18 protein-coding genes are annotated in these 19889 nt (G+C 26.8%); 15 read left to right on the top strand and 3 right to left on the bottom strand.

Annotated features, from left to right (window positions below):
• The first annotated feature begins 288 nt into the window (after positions 1–288).
• The 8 genes from ACYUEW_RS04945 to ACYUEW_RS04980 all read left to right on the top strand — a co-directional run bounded on the left by ACYUEW_RS04945 (position 289) and on the right by ACYUEW_RS04980 (position 10501).
• Positions 289–1800 (top strand): DUF5050 domain-containing protein, encoded by a 1512-nt coding sequence (locus ACYUEW_RS04945; RefSeq protein WP_460276326.1) that lies wholly within the window; start codon positions 289–291, stop codon positions 1798–1800.
• Positions 1801–2216: 416 nt separating this feature from the next.
• The gene (locus tag ACYUEW_RS04950) at positions 2217–3128 is read left to right on the top strand and encodes a phosphate ABC transporter substrate-binding protein (RefSeq protein ID WP_460276327.1); all 912 of its coding nucleotides are present in this window, start codon (positions 2217–2219) and stop codon (positions 3126–3128) included.
• Positions 3129–3361: 233 nt separating this feature from the next.
• Positions 3362–4234 (top strand): phosphate ABC transporter permease subunit PstC, encoded by an 873-nt coding sequence (gene pstC, locus ACYUEW_RS04955; protein ID WP_043031133.1) that lies wholly within the window; start codon positions 3362–3364, stop codon positions 4232–4234.
• 35 nt (positions 4235–4269) lie between these two features.
• Entirely contained in the window at positions 4270–5100 is an 831-nt protein-coding gene (gene pstA / locus ACYUEW_RS04960) for a phosphate ABC transporter permease PstA (RefSeq protein ID WP_045516285.1), read from the top strand.
• Position 5101: 1 nt separating this feature from the next.
• Positions 5102–5848 carry a phosphate ABC transporter ATP-binding protein gene (locus ACYUEW_RS04965; RefSeq protein ID WP_043031135.1) on the top strand — a complete coding sequence of 249 codons (747 nt, stop codon included), beginning with the start codon at positions 5102–5104 and terminating at the stop codon, positions 5846–5848.
• Positions 5849–6040: 192 nt separating this feature from the next.
• Positions 6041–6511 carry an HAD family hydrolase gene (locus ACYUEW_RS04970; protein ID WP_163201203.1) on the top strand — a complete coding sequence of 157 codons (471 nt, stop codon included), beginning with the start codon at positions 6041–6043 and terminating at the stop codon, positions 6509–6511.
• Positions 6512–7107: 596 nt separating this feature from the next.
• The gene (locus tag ACYUEW_RS04975; RefSeq protein ID WP_003487406.1) at positions 7108–8559 is read left to right on the top strand and encodes an APC family permease; all 1452 of its coding nucleotides are present in this window, start codon (positions 7108–7110) and stop codon (positions 8557–8559) included.
• Positions 8560–9025: 466 nt separating this feature from the next.
• Positions 9026–10501 (top strand): APC family permease, encoded by a 1476-nt coding sequence (locus ACYUEW_RS04980; protein WP_003487405.1) that lies wholly within the window; start codon positions 9026–9028, stop codon positions 10499–10501.
• A gap of 23 nt (positions 10502–10524) precedes the next feature.
• On the opposite strand, the gene ACYUEW_RS04985 is transcribed toward ACYUEW_RS04980, so the two are convergent.
• Positions 10525–11052: a YhcN/YlaJ family sporulation lipoprotein gene (locus ACYUEW_RS04985; RefSeq protein ID WP_003487403.1), complete on the bottom strand. Its 528-nt coding sequence runs from the start codon at positions 11050–11052 to the stop codon at positions 10525–10527.
• 187 nt (positions 11053–11239) lie between these two features.
• On the opposite strand from ACYUEW_RS04985, the gene ACYUEW_RS04990 reads away from it, so the two are divergent.
• The 5 genes from ACYUEW_RS04990 (at position 11240) to ACYUEW_RS05010 (ending at position 14548) form a co-directional block, all read left to right on the top strand.
• Complete coding sequence (locus ACYUEW_RS04990; RefSeq protein ID WP_003487402.1) at positions 11240–12064, top strand: SLAP domain-containing protein; 825 nt, start codon at positions 11240–11242, stop codon at positions 12062–12064.
• A 76-nt stretch (positions 12065–12140) separates the two neighbouring features.
• Positions 12141–12836, top strand: a complete 696-nt coding sequence (locus ACYUEW_RS04995) for a M48 family metallopeptidase (RefSeq protein WP_460276328.1) — start codon at positions 12141–12143, stop codon at positions 12834–12836.
• 86 nt (positions 12837–12922) lie between these two features.
• The gene (locus ACYUEW_RS05000) at positions 12923–13261 is read left to right on the top strand and encodes a single-stranded DNA-binding protein (protein WP_163201332.1); all 339 of its coding nucleotides are present in this window, start codon (positions 12923–12925) and stop codon (positions 13259–13261) included.
• Between the two features lie 237 nt (positions 13262–13498).
• Entirely contained in the window at positions 13499–14050 is a 552-nt protein-coding gene (locus tag ACYUEW_RS05005) for a manganese efflux pump (protein WP_163201333.1), read from the top strand.
• Between the two features lie 63 nt (positions 14051–14113).
• Positions 14114–14548, top strand: a complete 435-nt coding sequence (locus tag ACYUEW_RS05010) for a Fur family transcriptional regulator (RefSeq protein WP_003487392.1) — start codon at positions 14114–14116, stop codon at positions 14546–14548.
• Here the strand turns inward: ACYUEW_RS05010 and ACYUEW_RS05015 are convergent.
• Positions 14545–14892 (bottom strand): hypothetical protein, encoded by a 348-nt coding sequence (locus ACYUEW_RS05015; protein ID WP_042385790.1) that lies wholly within the window; start codon positions 14890–14892, stop codon positions 14545–14547. The genes ACYUEW_RS05010 and ACYUEW_RS05015 overlap by 4 nt on opposite strands.
• A gap of 252 nt (positions 14893–15144) precedes the next feature.
• Here ACYUEW_RS05015 and ACYUEW_RS05020 point away from each other — a divergent pair, with 252 nt between their 5' ends.
• Both ACYUEW_RS05020 and ACYUEW_RS05025 read left to right on the top strand, forming a co-directional pair.
• On the top strand, positions 15145–16203 hold the full coding sequence (locus tag ACYUEW_RS05020; protein ID WP_003487388.1) for an HD-GYP domain-containing protein: 1059 nt from the start codon (positions 15145–15147) through the stop codon (positions 16201–16203).
• Between the two features lie 136 nt (positions 16204–16339).
• Positions 16340–17374 (top strand): rhomboid family intramembrane serine protease, encoded by a 1035-nt coding sequence (locus ACYUEW_RS05025; RefSeq protein ID WP_163201334.1) that lies wholly within the window; start codon positions 16340–16342, stop codon positions 17372–17374.
• A 367-nt stretch (positions 17375–17741) separates the two neighbouring features.
• Here ACYUEW_RS05025 and ACYUEW_RS05030 read toward each other — a convergent pair whose 3' ends face one another.
• Positions 17742–19796, bottom strand: coding sequence for a methyl-accepting chemotaxis protein (locus ACYUEW_RS05030; protein WP_460276329.1), 2055 nt, complete (start codon positions 19794–19796; stop codon positions 17742–17744).
• Positions 19797–19889 lie beyond the last annotated feature (93 nt).

A 19889-nucleotide genomic window follows, 5' to 3' on the forward strand; every position in this document is an offset into this window, starting at 1 on the left:
ATCGTTATCCAGGGACGGTACCCGCTCTTTACTTTCACTTTTAAAAAGATGAGAGTATTAGAGCGGGTAGTCATCGGATAAATTTTCAAATATTATTATATCAAAAATAAAAAATATTTACTAATATACTATATTAAAAAAAATAAAAAATAGTCGATAATTAACATATAAAATAAGAAGTTATTTAAATAAAAATATATTTTATTGTAAATTTAATAAAAGTTAAATAAAAGATTACTATACAAAATCTAAAATTTAGGTTTTATATAATTAAGTGAGGGTAGGTTTATGAAAAAAACAAGACAAATTTTATATTTAATTATTCTTATATTTTCCCTAAATGTTAGCAATGTTTTAGCAGCGGATAATATAAAGAAATATCCAGCACCGGATCTGGAAAAACGTTCCTATTCTACAACGGTAACATATAATAAGTATCTTTATGATAGTATATTAAATGGGCTTGTAAACTTAAAAGATAAGGTTGATACATCTACTTATTCCAAAAATGCTGATGAAGTTTTTAAGGTTTTAGAAAAAGTTTTAGATGATCATCCAGAAATATTTTATTTTGATTATGAGAAATGTTCCTTTTGGAGTAATGGTATACTAGAATTAGGATATAGAGAGAGTAAAGAAACAATAAATACTATGAAACAAGAATTAAATAGTAAAGTACAATCTATAACAAATAATGTGGTAACCGCAGATATGTCTGAACTTGAAAAAGAAATGGCTATTCATGATTATATAGTTTTAAATACTAAATATGATGAAGAGGCTTTAAATGGGAATATTAGCTCAGAGTTAATTTTTACTTCCTATGGATGCCTTGTAAATAACTTCGCTGTATGTGATGGTTATGCCAAAGCTATGCAGCTCCTATTAAATAAAGTAGGGGTTTATACTATAAGGGTAACCGGAAATGGTAATGGTGTTAGTCATGCTTGGAATATAGTAAGAATAAATGGTAAAAACTATCAAGTAGATGCTACTTGGAATGATCCGGTGCCAGATAGCGGCTATGTTCGTTATAAATATTTTAATATGTCAGATGAAGATATTGCAAAGGATCATTACTGGGTGAAAGCTGATTTCCCTGCTTGTAATGACAATTCTTTTAAGTATTTACACAAAGCAGACTATGTAGTTAAAGATTTAGATTATATTTATTATAGTAACAATGAAGATGATTATAATCTTTATAAGATGAAGATAGATGGAAGTAATAATCAAATGCTTACAGAGGATAGAGCTGTAAATTTAGTTTACTACAATGATTATATATATTTTAGTAATTATTCAGATGGAGGAACTTTATATAAAGTAAAAAATGATGGTACAAAATTAGAACAAATTTTGGACAACCATGTAGAAAATTTACATTATTCAAATGGGTACTTAACATATCATAATGAGGATCTTTCTAAAGATGATAAGATGAAATTAGAACAAGTAACCTATGAAGTAGAAGATAAAGAAAAGTTTAATCAAGTTTTCTCTTCCTATAAAGACTGGGGACAAGCTAAAGAAGTTCCACAAAATAAGATTTGGAAGATTAGTTTTAATAGAGCTGTAAATCCAGAGAATTTAAAAGATCAAGTTTATGTAATGGATAGTTCCTTTAATAAAGTAACAGATATAGATGTAAATGTTAATGAGGGTAAAAACATAGTAATAGCTAAAAAAACTTTATATAAAAGAGGTGGATTGTATTATTTAGTTGTTAGTAAACCTATTAAAGATATTAAAGGACAGGAAATAAAAGAACCAGTTGTAATGAGATTTAAGGTGTATTAAATTTAAATCGTTAATATTTAAATATTTTAAATAAAACAATATAGATATAGAATTTATAGTTTATAAGACTATTTATTCTATATCTTTTTATTTAGATAAATTTTTTAGGTAAGTTTATATTATCAAAGCCTTTTAAAATATATTCAAGTTAAAATTTTATTTGAACTTTTTTATTTATTCTATCAGTGAGTTTTTTATTTTAAAATTATTTGTAAAATAAAATATATGTTTATCAAGTAAATACATAAAGAACATATAAATAAAACAAATAGATACAGCAATTAGTATAAATAAAATTTATGTGGTATTTTGTAATAATATAACTAATGTTGTAAATATTATGATAAAATACTATGTGAGACATTAGGCTTAACATATATTGACTTAATAGTTACTATTATAAGGGAGGAATATTTATGAAAAAAAAGCTAGGTGTAATGTTAAGTGTGTTATTAACATCTGCATTACTTTTTACTGCCTGTGGAAGTAAACAGACTTCTAATAGTGATGAAGGATCTTCAAAAAAAGAATCAGGCAAAATAATGTGTATAGGTTCTTCAACTTTAGCTCCAGTAGTTTCTAAAGCAGGAGATACCTTAAAATCTAAGCATGGTACATGGGAAAAAATGAATGATAAACTTCCAGATGAAAATATAGAGTTAGCAGTATCTTCAGGAGGTTCTGGAGCAGGAGTAAAGGCTGCTTTAGAAAAAACAGCTAATTTTGGTTTAATATCTAGAGAAGTTAGTAAAGATGAAAAAGCTAAAATGAAAGAATACAATGAAATAAAACTAGGATATGATGCATTAACCCTTTCAGTTAATCCACAGAATCCAATATTAAAAAATAAAAAAGGTCTTACTTCAGGAGAAATTCAAAGAATATTCTCAGGTGAAGCTAAAACTTGGAAGGATGTAGATCCTTCACTTCCAGCTAATAAAATAGTACTTGTAGTTAGAGATGCAGGCGGTGGAGCTGCAAAAGTATTCCAAAAGGCTGTTATGGGAGATAAAAAAGTAAGCAAAGATGCTGTACAAGCACCATCTATGGGAGCGTTAACTCAAAAGGTTATAGAAAATAAAGATGCTATAGGATATGCTTCAGTAGGTCTTGTAGATCAAAATAAGGGTAAGTTAACACCAATGGAAGTTGATAATATAGCCCCAACAAAAGAAAATATAGCTAGTGGAAAATATAAGATAGCTAGACCACTTTTACTTATAAAAGATGGTAAACTTACAGGAGTAGAACAAACTTTTGTAGATTTCTTAAAATCTGAGGAAGGTTTAAAAATAATTGATGAATCAGGTTTTGTTTCTATAAAATAAATTAAAAATTAATTGTGAATTTAATAAAAAATACAATTAAATTAGGCATTTTTAGGAGTTCTTATTTATTTTACGTATGTTAAGTATATAAGTTATTTTAAACTTATGATTAATGTATATACTTTAAAATAGATTAGGACTTCTTATCCTATTTAAATAATTTCTATGTATGGTCTGTATATAAAAAAGGAAATACAATAGGCTTATTTTATGCCATAGGATATATTGAGGAGGTGAAAATTTTGTATAAATTTTGGGATAGACTTTTTTATTACATAATAAAATTTTTTACATTTCTATCTATAGTAATTTTATCTTTGATACTTATATTCATATTGAAAGAAAGCTTAAATATATTCCAAAATGTATCCTTTATGGATTTTATAACTAAAAGTGTATGGGAACCCTCAGGAGAGACGCCTAATTTATCTATACTAAGCTTTATAGTATCTACCATATATGTGACTTTTTTAGCAGTAATAATAGCTCTACCTATAGCAATAGGTACTTCTATATTTTTAGCTAATATAGCTTCAAAAAGGTTAAGAAATATATTAAAACCTATAATAGATATGTTGTCAGGAATTCCATCTGTAATATATGGCTTTATTGGACTTTCTGTAGTTGTAAAATTTTTTGAGAGAAGATTAGGTGTCTCATCCGGAGAATGTATTTTAAGTGCAGCCATAGTTTTAGCCATTATGATACTTCCCTTTATAATATCTAATTGTACTGATACTATGATAAAAGTTTATGATAAATATTTTATTTATTCCAAATCTCTAGGCATATCAAAATGGTATATGATGAATAATTTAATAATTCCAGCATCTAAAAAGGCAATATTAGCTTCTATAATTTTAGCAGTAGGGAGAGGCATGGGTGAGACTATGGCAGTTATGATGGTTATAGGTAATAGTCCATTAATGCCAAAACTATTCGGTAAAGGAGAAACTATACCTTCCTTAATAGCCTTAGAAATGGGTTCAGCTCAGGTAGATAGTATGCATTATAATGGACTTTTTGCATCAGGATTGATACTTATGATAATGCTCTTTATTATAAATTCTATATTTTATATGCTAAAGAAAAATATACAACAATAATTTTATTTGAAAATTTTGTAGAAAAGGTGACTTGTATGAAAAAATCCTTAAAAGATATTTTATTGTTACTTTGGTACTTTTTAAGCACTTTTTTAGTAGTATTTATAGTTTTTTTTATAATAGCTTATGTGATTAAAAATGGTATACATACTATAAACAAAGATTTCTTATTAAATAACCCAAAGGGTATGCCTCTCGGGAAAGAAGGAGGAATATTTCCAGCTATAGTAGGAAGTCTATTACTTATGTTTATAAGCTCTATAACCGCATCAATACTAGGTATAGCTACGGCGGTTTATCTTACTTTATACAATAAAAATAAAAAAATAGACGGCATAATACATATAATAATACATTCCATATCCGGGATTCCATCCATAGTTTTAGGCTTGTTTGGATATTCATTTTTGGTATTCTTTTTAGATTTAGGAGTATCTCTTTTAGCAGGAGCTATAACTTTGTCTATAATGATTTTCCCATATATAGAAGTGGTTACGGAAAAGGCTATAGAGGAAGTAGATAAAAAATTAATAGTATCCTCTTATTCTTTAGGTATAGATAAGACCTATACTTTTTTTAGGATAATATTACCTCAGTGCATAGAAGAGATAGTATCTGGAATAATGTTATCTGGTGGATTTGCTATGGGGGCAACAGCACCTATTATGTTAACCTCCGCTGTAATTTCAGCACCAACACCGGATTCTATAATGTCACCAGTTATGGCATTATCTTATCATCTTTATATACTAATAAGTCAAGGTATATCCATGGAAAATGCCTATGGAACAGCTTTTGTTTTAATGAGCATATTAATAATTTTAAATTTTTTATCTATGCTAATTGTAAGAAGAAGGAGGGTGTAAATTGAATATAGTAGAGACAAATAATTTAAATGTGTATTTAGACAAAAATCATATATTAAAAAATTTGAATTTAAATATAGAAAAAAATAAGGTAACGGCTATAATAGGCCCTTCTGGTTGTGGTAAGTCTACATTGCTTAAGACTTTAAATGGCATAATAAAAGAAGCGATAAATTTTAAAATAGAAGGTGAGATTTACTTTAATGGAAAGGACACAGAAAGTATTCCTTTAGAGCTTTTAAGGAGAAAAATTGGTTGTGTATTTCAAAGTCCAGCGCCCTTCCCTTTTTCTATATACAAAAATTTTAATTATGTTTTAAAGTATTATGGAATAAAAGATAAATCTGAAGTAAAAAAGACAATAGAAGAAAAATTAAAATTAGTGGGTTTATATGATGAAGTACGGGATAATTTAAATATGTCTGCTTTAAAATTATCAGGAGGACAACAACAAAGATTATGTATAGGAAGGGCTTTACTTCCAGAACCAGAAATACTTTTAATGGACGAGCCTTGTTCTGCCCTAGATATAAAAAATACGGCTATAATAGAAAAACTTTTATTAGAACTAAAGAAAAAATATACTATATTAATAGTTACTCATAATTTAGCCCAGGCCAAGAGGATTTCGGATAATACCATTTTTATGTTAAATGGAGAAGTAATAGAAAGTGGGGAAACAGAGAAAGTATTTAACAGTCCTATAAATGAGGAAACCAAAAACTATATAAGTGGAATTTATGGATAATCTATAATATAAGAAAATATCACGTAAATATTGGAATTATTTAATAATACAAGTATTCATTTAGTATTAAATAAATATAAAGCTTATGTAAAGTTTAAATGTTTATTTACACAATTTAATTTCAAATTATACAATTATAAATACAGTATCTTGTGGTACAGTACATTAGATATGAAAGAAAGTAGGTATAGAATGATTTTTGTAGAAATTCCAGGTAGAGATAACCTTAATATTAAAAATATTGTTTTTGATTATAATGGAACAGTAGCAGCGGATGGAATTATGGTCTCTCAAACAAAAGAAAACTTAAAAAAAATAAGTGAAAAATTAAAGGTATACATAATAACTGCAGATACTTATGGAAATGTGAAAAAGCAATGTGAAGGTTTACCAGTAAGTGTAGAAACTTTTCCTAAAGGTAATGCTACTTTTCATAAAAAATCCTTTGTAGAAAAATTAGGATCAGAGGAAACTATGGTAATAGGTAATGGGATGAATGATATAGAAATGTTTAAGGCAGCTATTCTTTCTATAGCTGTAATAGGTGAGGAAGGCTGTGCAGGAAAACTAATAGCTCAATCAGACATAGTTGTTAGAAGTATAGAAAAAGTGTTTTCTATGATTGAAAATACCAATAGAATAGTAGCTACTCTTAGGGATTGACAGTAAAGTTAAAACAATTCTCATAAAATATAGGAATAAATTTTTATAAAGGCCATTTAGAAATAAAAGAGAGTGTTGTTATATTAAAATTAAATATTTTTTATTAATTGAGAAATAAAAATAAGCTAATAAAAGCTATGAAATTAATGGGGAAAAACCTAAATTTCATAGCTCTTATTTATTTAAAATTAAATTTATAGATTGTAAAATTCTATAAATTAGATTTCAAAGGCTATTTTTATTATTAGGCAATAAGGTTTTTTAGTATAAACAGAGGTTTATTAAGAAATTTATTTATAAGTTTAAGAAAATATGTATATATATTCAGAAATGGATAAATGAATAAATTTTTATAACCTAGGAACTAGTAAAATTTAAGCAAATTTATTAACAAAAGTAAAGTTTTTATAGTTTAAAATAACTTAAATATTAAATATTGGAAAATTTGTTGACAGTTTACTATTGAAAACATTATAATGAAGTAACAACATCACTAATGGTTAAGTTGCAAGTTGTAACTTATACCTTATAATATTGTTAAATAATCTTATTATTAAAATATTAAAAAATTAACTATAAATTAAAGGGGGATCATTATGTCTAGGGAAAATGACGTCAGTAGCAGTGATCAAAATTTTGAAAGGGTTCTATCGAAAAAGGATATTATGGCCTTAGCCTTTGGAGCTATGATTGGCTGGGGTTGGGTTGTATTAACAGGTGAATGGATACAGAAAGCAGGAAGCATGGGCGCTATATTGGCCTTTGTAATAGGCGGAATCGTAGTATTATTTGTAGGGCTAACCTATGCAGAACTTACATCAGCTATGCCAAAGTGTGGGGGAGATTTGGTATTTAGTTATAGAGCATTAGGCAAAAAAGCAGCTTTTATATGTACTTGGGGAATGATTTTAGGATATATTTCCGTTGTAGCCTTTGAAGCGGTTGCATTCCCTTCAGTATTAGAAAATTTATTTTCTGTTTCTTATTTGAAAGGTTATATGTATACAATCGCAGGGTATGATATTTATGCTTCTTGGGCATTAATAGGTTCTATAAGTGCCATAATAATAACAATAGTAAATTATTTTGGAGCAAAACCAGCAGCTTTTATGCAAAGTGTAGTAACACTTATGATTGCTTGTGTAGGAATTGCATTGTTCACAGGAAGCTTATTTAATGGAAGTATACAAAATATGTCACCTGCATTTGTTACAGGAGGTTCAGGAAAGGGCATTTTAGCAGTAGCTATAATGACTCCTTTTATGTATGTAGGCTTTGACGTAATACCACAGGCAGCAGAAGAAATAAATGTACCTTTTAAAAAAATAGGGAAAATAATAATTTTATCAGTAATCATGGCAGTGGTTTGGTATGCTATGATAATTTATAGTACATCAGTAGCATTAAATTCTAATGAAATAAATAGTTCAAGCCTAGTAGCTGCAGATGCCATGAAAAAGATGTTCGGAAATAGTGTGGTAGCATCAAAAATATTGATACTAGCTGGTATAGGAGGTATTTTAACTAGTTGGAATTCCTTCTTTATGGGAGGAAGTAGAGCAATATATTCTATGGCAGAAGCTGGAATGTTACCAAAATTTTTAGCTAAAATACATCCTAAATATAAAACACCGACTAACGCTGTAATATTAATAGGATTAGTATCAAGTATTGCACCATTGTTTGGAGAGAAGATGCTAGTATGGCTTAGCAATGCAGGCGGATTTGGTATATTAATATCCTATTTACTTGTATCTATATCTTTCTTAGTATTAAGAAAAAAGGAACCTAATATGGAAAGACCTTATAAAGTAAAACATCCTAAATTTGTAGGAACTATGGCTATAGTTTTATGTGTAGGAATGCTTTTAATGTTTATGCCAGGTTTACCATCAGGACTTAGTTGGCCCTATGAATGGGGAATAATATTAACATGGTTTTTACTTGGAGGTATATTCTATTTAGTTGCAAGTAAAAAAGCTGCAAATGAATCTAAGCATACTAAATATAAAGAGGATTATTATACCAATAAAAAAGTTAGTGTATAGTTAATTTATAAATATTATAACTAAAACAAATAAAAATAAATTTAATATATATTTTTATGATTATGTGTGAAAATAATTTTATATTAAAAATAAATTGTAGTTTTTATTTTAAAATTTAAATAGGCTGTCTTAGAATAGATTTAATTTTAATATTTCGGATGTTAAAATTAAATCTATTCTATTTTTATAAAATTTATAAATACTTATAAAATTTCATGAATATTCAAAATATTATTGACAAATTTGGAAAACTCATATTATAATAAAGTAACAACTTATGTAAATGATATGAGTTGGTGGAACTAATGCCTAAAGTTAATTTTTTATTTAAATATGAAACAGATTATGTAAGCAAAAATTATTTTGGGGTAATAATTTTATATAAATTATGTAATCTGTATTTTTTATAATAATTTAAGAACATATTTAAATAAAAAATTACAGAGGTAAAATAGGGGGTTGCGTTATGTCTAAGGAAAGTGCCGTCAGTGGCAGTAGTAATGAAAATTTTCAAAGAGTCCTATCGAAAAAGGATATTATTGCATTAGCCTTTGGAGCTATGATTGGTTGGGGTTGGGTTGTTTTAACTGGTGAATGGATAGGAAAAGCTGGTAGTATAGGAGCTATATTAGCTTTTGCTATGGGTGGAGTAATGATACTTTTCGTAGGGCTTACCTATGCAGAACTCACAGCTGCTATGCCTAAATGTGGAGGAGAGCATGTTTTTAGTTATAGAGCATTAGGAAGAAACCCATCTTTTATATGTACTTGGGCCATAGTTCTAGGTTATGTTTCAGTAGTTGCCTTTGAGGCAGTAGCATTTCCAACAGTGTTAGAATATCTTTTCTCATCTTCTTATTTAAAAGGGTATATGTATACCGTTGCAGGTTATGATGTATATGCTTCTTGGGTAATAATCGGTTCTATAAGTTCAATAATTATAACAATAATAAATTATTTTGGAGTAAAACCAGCAGCAGTTATGCAAGGTATAGTAACACTTATGATCGCTTGTGTAGGAATTTCTTTATTCGCTGGAAGTATGTTTAATGGAAATATACAAAATATTCAACCTAGCTTCGTAAATGGAGGAAAAGGTATCTTATCTGTAGCAGTAATGACCCCTTTTATGTATGTGGGATTTGATGTATTACCACAAGCTGCAGAAGAGATAAATGTACCTTTTAAAAAAATAGGCAAAATAATAGTTTTATCAGTAATAATGGCAATAGTTTGGTATGCAATGATAATTTATAGTACATCTAGAGCTTTAAATGCCAGTGAAGTAGCTGCATCAAATTTAGTAGCTGCAGATGCTATGCAAAAGGTTTTCGGCAATAGTCCATTGGCATCAAAAGTATTGATATTAGCAGGAATAGGTGGTATTTTAACTAGTTGGAATTCTTTCTTTATGGGAGGAAGTAGAGCAATATATTCTATGGCAGAATCTGATATGCTTCCGCACTTTTTAGCTAAACTTCATCCGAAATACAAAACTCCTACAAATGCTATAATATTAATAGGTGTTATATCAACCTTTGCACCTTTACTTGGAAGAAATATGTTAGTATGGCTTAGTAATTCAGGAGGGTTTACTATAGTAATATCATATTTAACAGTAGCTATATCATTCTTAGTTTTAAGAAAAAAAGAACCAGATATGCCTAGACCATATAAAGTAAAGGGAGCTAAATTTGTAGGTACTATGGCTGTTGTTTTATCTTTAGGTATGCTTTTGATGTATCTTCCAGGATTTCCATCAGGACTTATATGGCCTTATGAATGGGGAATAATTATAACATGGTTTGCACTAGGTGGCCTAGCATATGCTTTTGCAACTTATAAGACTAGAGGAAAGGTAAGAATAGATCCAAGTATAGATCCGATAGAAGAGGTAAAAGAAATTATAGTTGAAGAAAAAACAAATAAAAACGCAATATAAGGAAAGTGCTAGGCACTTTCCTATTATTGTGGAATTATTCTATTGAATAATTCTTTAAATTCAGTACCAAATTCTTGAATGCCTCTTCCTTCTTTAATACCATCTGCTATTTTAGTTATTCTATCATATACGTCTGCATCTGCAGATACAGCTACAGTATCTATTTCTTTATCTGTTTTTTTAACAGTATCCTCTACTTGTTTCTTTAAGTCACTTGTCATTTTTCCTTCAGCAGAATTAGGGATGGTAACTCCTACTAGAGCTCTTCTTTCAGATATAACTACTCTAGCTTTTTCTATACCTTTTATCTTAACTAATTCATCTGCTATTTTTTGGGATCTTTTAGATAAATCCCCATTCATCGCTGTTGTATTCTCTTTTGCTTTTTCCTCTGCACTTTTAGTCGTATTCTCTGCTTTTTCCGTTACATTTTTAGTAGCATTGTTTGCTGGAGGATTTTTTGCGCTTTTGTTTGTGCAACCAGTGCCTAAAAGTAAAGATAAACTTAATAGACCAGTGGTAAATAACAATTTTTTATTATTCTTTATCATTTTTATCACCTCAATCTATAGTTTATACAGTTTATAAATTTTTATTTAAGAAATTTAATTTTATTTAAAAATAGAAAATATATAATTTTAATTAAATATATAATTTTACTTCAAATTAAGTTTGATTTAGAAATTTGTACATATTATAATATAATTTGTAACATAAATTATATTTGGAGGAATTTAGATGAAGCAGCAAAAAGAAGTTAATAGAGAAGAAGCTTTAGATATAAAGTTATCATTATTAGAAAAAGATCAAGAAGTAATGTCAAAGGTACAAAAAGAAATACTTGAGGAGGAGCTAGATGAATTAGTTCCTATAAAAGAGGGAGAAATTAATGTAGCGGGCATATATGCATATGACCTTGGAGATAAGTACGAAGTTAAGGCTTATTTAAGAAATGGTATAAAAAAAGAAATAAATTTTGAAAAAATTCCTTTTAAAATAATAAATTCTAAGGGAGATGTTTTAGCATCCCAAATTTTTGATTTGGAACCAATGGGAAATATAGCATCTTATTGTGCTAGACCTTGGATTTTATATTTTGATAAAGAAAATGTATTTGTAGATAAAATACCCGCGGATGATTGGAAATTAGTTTTTGATAATTCTTTAAGGGCTGTTAGAAATTTAACAGTGGATATTGAGAATTTACCAGAGGGAATTGATGCTGAAAGCAGAAAAGTTTATACAGACTTTTTAGAAGATCTTCCAGATTTAAAAGAAGGAGAAGTAAGTTTTTCAAAATTTAGTATAGGTATAAATGAAGAGGGGTATTTATTGGTTACTATAGTTGTTAGAAATGGTTGCAATAAAGGAATAAATATAGAAGAATTACCTATGACCATCAAAGATGAACAAGGAAATTTTGTTGCTTCAGAAGTATTTAAACTAGAAGATTTAAAGGTTAGTCCAATGAAGGCTAAAGTATGTAACTTTGCTTTTCCATTACAAATTAAAGAAAAAGCAGTAATATCTCTAGATTCATGGAAAATAGAATATAATATTTAACATAGGCAAAAAGGTGTCTCAAAATAAAATCTATTTTCAGGCACTTTTTTTGTTTAAGATAAAAGAAGGATATAAAATGAAAGATATAATTTTAATGGGAGAAAGGTTTCAATATATTTTAAAAATAAAAAAAAGGAAAACTATTTCTATAAAAATTAGCAAAGAATTTGTTATAGAAGTTACAGCACCTTTAGGGACCAATGAATTCACTATAGAGCAGGTTCTTAAAAAAGAGGAAAAATGGATTATAAAAAAAATAAAAAAGCTTAAAGAGGTAGAAAATTTTCATGGATATTATTATCTAGGTCAATTGTATTATTTAGAAATTAAAGAGGTAAAGTCTTTATATTTTAAATTAGAAGTAAATAATAATAAATTTATTATTTATATAAATTCTGGTATTTTAAAAGATAAAAGAGAAGTGATAATAAAAGATAATTTAGAAAAWTTTTATAAGGAGCAGGCTATAAATGTATTAAAAGAAAGAACAGATTATTATTCTAATATATTAAAAGTTGCACCTAAAAATATAGTAATAAAAAATCAAAAAACTTTATGGGGAAGCTGTTCTTCTAAAGGAAATATAAATTACAATTATAAAATAGTTATGGCTCCTTTAGAAATTTTGGATTATATAGTAGTTCATGAACTTTGCCATTTAGTACATATGAATCACTCTAAAGATTTTTGGTATTTAGTTGAAAGTGTAATCCCAGACTGGAAAAAAAGAAGAAATTGGCTTAAAGAAAATGGATACAAACTAAAAATTTAATAGCTTTAATAGTTGTCTCTGATTATTATCTCTAACAATGGATATAAATATAAATAGTAAAAAACAGTTATTGTGGAGGTAGTAGTATGAATAGAGTTATGCTCATAGGCAGATTAACTAAAGATGCAGAACTTAAGTATATAGAGGATAGAGATGTTTCTTTATTAAGATTTGTAATAGCTGTAAATAGATATTACAACAAAGAAAGTTCTAAAACTGATTATATACCTATCGTTGTATGGGGAAGACATGCAGAAGCTATACATAAGTATATGGAAAAAGGTAAACTAATTAGTGTTGTAGGAAGAATACAAGCTAGAAATTATGAAGATAAAAATGGTAATAAAAAGTATGGAATAGAAATAGTTTCTAATGAAATAAAATTTTTAGATCCTAAAAAAATAGATAAGGTTGTTAGCAATTAAGTAATTAATCTTTAAAAATAATAGATTAAGTCCTAATAAAAATCTGTGTGTATCCCTCTATAAATATTTTAAATAATATATTTTTAAATTTTCTTAAGAGTTTATTTTATAGATATAGAATTAATTTATAAAAAATTAAGTTGTTTATTAAATAACTTTGCTCGTTATAAAAGTAGTATTTTATATATATAAATAATTAAGAATGTATTTATTATTTAATATTAATAGGGGGATATGATGGAAGTACAAGAGCTTTTTTTATTAGGGTTAGCACTTTCTTTAGATGCTTTTGGAGTAATACTGTGTATAGGTATAAATAAGAGTATTACTTTAAAATCAATTATGATTTTTGTCTTTTCCTTTGGATTTTTTCAGTTTTTTCTTTCTTTCTTAGGCGGTTATATGGGAGTTATTTTTAATAAATATATATTTCCCATGCCAACTATTGTAGGTGGATTAATAATAATAATAGTAGGAATACTAATGATACTAGAGGGTTTTAAACAAAAAGAAGAAAGTATATTTTTAAATAAAAGCATGTACTTTATATTAGGTATTTCGGTTAGTATAGATGCTTTAATTATAGGTTTTACAACTTTAACTTATATTAGTAATTTATTTTATTTATTTGTGAGTTCTTTGTTTATAGGATTAATTGCTGCAATAATCTGTAGTTTAGGAGTTATTTTATCTAAATATATTAAAAAAATATCTATAATCTCAAGTTATGCAGATTATATAGGAGGAATAATATTAATATTATTTGGCTTGAAAATCTTATTTTTTTAAAATTATCAATAAGTATTGAGTTATGTTTACTAATTATTGTATTATTATCATAAGGTGATAATTATGATAGAAGAGGAATTATTGAAGAAAAGTAATTTAAAGATAACAAAAGGTAGGATAAATATTTTAAGTATACTTATAGAAGCAACTTATTCTTTAGATGTGGAGAGTATATTCAAAAAATTAAAAGAAAAAAATATAAATTTAGATTTATCTACTATATATAGAACACTAGAAGTTTTTGAAAATAAGGATTTAATAGAAAAATTTGATTTAGGAAATTCAAAATATAATTTTAGATTTAAAAGAAAAAAGCATACTCACACTATACAGTGCAAAGTATGTCATAAAGAGGTACAGATAGAATGTCCTTTATTTCATCTTGATGAAATAGTAAATAAAGAAACTGGTTTTTCTAATATTGATCATCATTTAAAAATAGAAGGTGTATGTGAAAACTGTATAAAGCATAATTTTATAAAAGAAAAAAATGATTAAGGCATATTTGGAGTTATTTCTTTTGAATATTTATGATTTTCATATATTTTTTTTACTTTCCATGCTCCATTTTTGCTCTTAGTAAGAAATAAATTGTAGGATATACTTTTATGTGGAGAGCTATTACTAGTTCCATAGACTTTTACAACAGCTACATTACCGTCAGAAAAAGTTAGGTTAAGGCTGTTAATAGAATGCATTTTATATTTATTAAATAAACCATGGGTCATATGTTGTTCAACTACATAATTTAAGTCTTTATTTTTGTAAATTTTAAATTTATAGCTTAGGGGTAGAAACAATAAAAACAAAATACATATTATTAAGATTAATTTTTTTTTCAAAACAGACCTCCCTATATAGATGTGATAATATAATTTTACCTTAACTTGAAATAAAAGTAAATAAATACATATATTTAAATTGTATCTTAAGCATTGTTTAAAGTTATACGAATATATTAGAGTATTTATTTTTAATATATAAGCTAATTTTATTATGAAAGGATTTTATAATCTACAAGTAAAAAGTATAAATAACAATGTTTTCTAATTATATTTATTTTTAGGCGGATTAATATAGGTTATGAGGTGTTTATGATAATGCGACTTGAATTTATTAATAGAGTTAAAGAAAATGATGTTTTAGGAAGAAATATTTTTTCCGAAGATGGACAAGTTTTACTTAAATCTGGTATTAAGTTAACAGGAAATTACATAAAAAAATTAAGAAATCTAGGTGTTTTTTACATTTATATAAGGGATGAAAGATTAGAAGATGTAGTAATAGATGATCCTAAATTAATGGAACTTAAGCAAACTACTATGAAATCTATGACTGATCTTATGAAAAACATACATGATTTTAATGGTAAAAGCTTAAAGAAATCCTTTAATCAAGTGGAAGAAATGATAGATTATATAATAGATATGGGGGATGTAAATAGAAGTCTTTATGATATTAAAACCTATGATAATTATACATATATACATAGCTTAGATACTTGTATAATGACTACATTTATAGGCCTATCTAGTGGATTAAATGAAAAGGAATTAAAGGATGTAGGTATAGGGGCAATACTTCACGATATAGGAAAAACTCGAATATCTAATAAAATAATAAATAAAGAAGGTCCATTAACAGATGATGAATTTATGGAAATAAAAAAACACCCTATTTATGGTAGCGAAATACTAAAAAAAGATTTTACAATGTCTGATACAATTATAAAAATAGTAGAACAACATCATGAAAGAATAGACGGTAAAGGATACCCCTATGGACTCAAAAGAAAGGATATTTCTAAATATGCAAAGTTAGTTTCTATATGTGATGTATATGATGCAATAAGTAATGATAGATGTTATAGAAAAAAATTTACTCCAAATGATGCCTATGAGCTTATATTATCTGGTTCAGGAACTATGTTTGATGAAGATTTGGTTAAATCTTTTAAAAATACCTTTGCAATATATCCTTTAGGTTGTAGGATTAAATTATCAAATGGAGAAGAAGGATATGTAATAAATCAAAATAAAGGTTTCCCAGATAGACCTATAATTAGAATTTTTAAAGATAACAATATGAAACTTTTTTATCAAATAAATCTGCTTAAAAATCCTAGTTTAGTTATAAAATCCATAGTTATGTAAAGGTTGTTAATGTGAGTATAAGCACAACATATAGTTTTAAATTATATGTTGTGCTTATATGTATAATAATATATATTGGGTAGTATAAAGGAATATTTTTTTAATGGTGTCTAAAAATATTATTTTTATTTAGGAAGTGATTGATATAGATAATTTTATAAAAGACATTATAGAAAAACTTATGAGTATAAACAATTATAATGTTATGGAGATAAATACAAATGTGGGACTAGAGAGTAATTGGATAGCTGTTAAAGAGAAAGATGATTTTTATGATGTATTAATTTTTTCTAGTAACTTTGCAATAAAAAATTTAAATAAGGAATATATAAAAGAGTATATTCAGTCTTTGCTTATGGACAAAAGGATAAATTTAAACATAGCTATATTGACAGATGAGGAAATAGATAATTCTTTAATTAATTTTTTAGATAGTAATTTAATTAAAGATATGTCTTTTATATTAGATTACAATAATAGAAATATAGTATATGCTGGAGAAGGGACTAGAAGCATTGTAGAAGATATAGTAAGTGTTCCAAGACAAAGAGAAAATATTTATTATAATGAAAATAATATGAATAGCCATGAGAAGTCAACTATTACTAAAATAATAATAGGCATAAATATTTTTATGTACTTAATAACAGCCTTTTTATCAGGAAGTATATTTACCAGTGATATTAGAGTGTTAATATTTTTAGGGGCAAAAGTAAACTCTTTTATAAATAATGGCGAGTATTATAGGTTAATAACAGCAATGTTTTTACATGGAGGATTAATTCATTTAGCATTAAATATGTATGCATTGAATTCTATAGGACCTTTGGTAGAAATATATTTTGGCAAAGTAAAATATTTAATTATTTATTTTATATCTGGAATATTAAGTTCTTATTTTAGTTATTTATTTTCATCCTCAGTTTCTATAGGAGCCTCAGGAGCTATATTTGGCACATTAGGAGCTACTTTTATAATAGCTTATAAAAATAGGAAAAGAGGGGGAAAAGAATTCTTAAATAATATAATATCAGTTATAGTTATTAACTTAATATTAGGATTTTCTATCCCCAATGTGGATAACTTTGGACATATCGGTGGATTAATTGGAGGAGTAATTGTAACACTTCTTTTAATGAACAGAGCGCAGGGGAGAGAGGATAGAGGATAGGATAGAGGAGAGAGTACAGAGTATATAGTGTAAAATTTATAGAATATAAGGTATAGGTGGTACAGGATACAAAGTATAAAGTAGAGAGTACAAAATATATAGAGAAAAAAAGTATAAAATATAGATAAGAGTAGGAAGTAAAAAAAGAACAGAGAATAGATAAAAATGTTTTGTTTAAAAATCTTTTTATCTACTCTCTGTTCTTTCTAATCTGTTATCTAGGATACTGTCTCAACATAGATTTAATTTTAATGTAGCCAAGTTTAGAACTTCTTAGCCAAATAAAGTGGCTTATGAATGTACTTTTTATATTGGCGGTGTTAAGATTAAATCTATTTATATTCTTTTATTTTGATACAACTTCTTATTAAATTTTAAATATATTTATATCTTTTTCAAGTTTTAAAGACATTTGAGAAAGATTAGTTGCAACTTCAGCTACTTCTTTCATTATAGCTGTTTGCTCTTCAGCAGAAGCTGCAACATTTTGTGTATTACTACTGGACTCTTTTATTATTGAGTCTATTTTTTCTAAAGAGTTTACAACAGTTTCTGTGCTAGCAGTTATTTCTTCTACTACTGCAGATACATCTTGCATTTCTCTAGAGACCTTATCAATACTAGATAATATATTTTCAAAAGAATTTTTAGTATTTTGTACTATTACTATACCCTCATTAACATTATCAGTTTCAACTTTCATAGAGTTAACTACTTTTGCAATATCATTTTGAACTTCTTTTATAATATTTCCAATACTTCCAGCTGAGGCAGAAGATTCTTCAGCTAATTTTCTTACCTCTTCAGCTACCACAGCAAAACCTTTCCCAGCTTCTCCTGCACGGGCTGCCTCTATAGCTGCATTTAGCGCTAATAAATTTGTTTGCTCTGCAATAGATGTTATTAGGGAAACTATATTGTCTATATTATTTGATTTTTCTTCTAGTGTATTTACAATATTTGCAGAGTCTGTTACGCTTTCTTCTATATCTTTCATTTTATTTATAGCTGTAGACACTGTTATATTACCTTCTTCAGCTTTTTTATAAGTGGCCATAGAGTAATTAGTAACGGATTGAACATTGTTAGATATTTGTTCCATGCCTCTATATATTTCTTCTAAATTTTTAACGGAATCCTGAGAAGTTTTTGACTGAGTTTCACTTCCGGTTGCTATATCAGATATAGATTGTGCTATTTGATCTGAAGCACTTTGAGTTTGCTCAGCACTAGCAGACAATTCTTCGGATATAGATACTATATCTTTAAGGCTTATATTAAAATTATTTATTATATTATTTAGGGTGTTTTTCATACTATTTAAATTTTTTCCCATGGCTCCTAATTCATCTTTGCTATCTATGGATAATGATTTAGTTAAATCTCCATTAGAAATAGTTTCTGAAAATATATTAACTCTGTTTATATTTTTAGTTAAGTAATTGCTAAACCATAAGATAAATATAATTATTAAAGCTAAAGCAATTAATATAAACATTATGCTTTTTATTAAAAGTTGTTTTAAAGGGGCAGTAACTTCTGATTGATCTATGGATAAAGCTATAATCCAACCGGTTTCAGGTATAGAGTCATAATAAGCTAATTTTTTTACATCTCCTTCTTTATATGTACCTGTTCCCTTTTTATTAGATAACATTTCTTTTCCCAAAGTTGATAAACTATTTTCAGTTTCTTTTGTAATATTCATCTTTATAATCTTACTTTTGTTAGGATTAGTTATATAATTACCGTCTTTATCTAATAATATAGCCTTACCTGTTTTACCAAACTTCACATTAGCTATCATTCTTTGTAGACGATCTAAGTTTATATCAGCAGTAGCCACTCCAAGAAGATTACCGCTTTTATCCCTAAATGCAGCAGAAGTTGATACCATAGTTATATTACTAAGCTCATCTAAATAAGGTTTTGACCAAACACATGAAGCAGTAGAAGATTTAGCTGATTTATACCAATCATAATTCATATAATTATAAGATTCGGTGCTATACTTATCGGTGTAAACTACTTTATTACCGTCTTTAAAACAATAAGGACCAAAAAACTTTTCTTTGGCATTAAATTTGTAAGGTTCGAACCATATACCTGTTCCAAAAGTCTCATCATTAGTTTTTATAAAATTTCCAACTATATTTTTATAAGTATCTTTAGGCATAATATCCTTTGAAGATTCTACAGTTTTAGAAAGAGTTTCAGCTATTTTTTTATGAGTTAATAGTGATTTTTCTATATTTTCACTTATAGCTTTAGTCTGGAATTTCATCTTATCTTCTATTTCATTGGAAATTATGTTTTTAGAATTACTATAACTTAAAATGGATAAAAAGACCATAGATAATATAGTTAGTGGTAGAATAGTACATAAAATTAAAGTTTTAATACTTTTAAAATTAAATTTCATTTCAAATCTCCTTGTGTAAAAATTATATTGTAATAAGGATAATAATTATTATAAATAGTTAATTATTATTATATATGGTTAATTATACTATAG

It is taken from the genome of Clostridium sp. CTA-1, assembly GCF_054768215.1.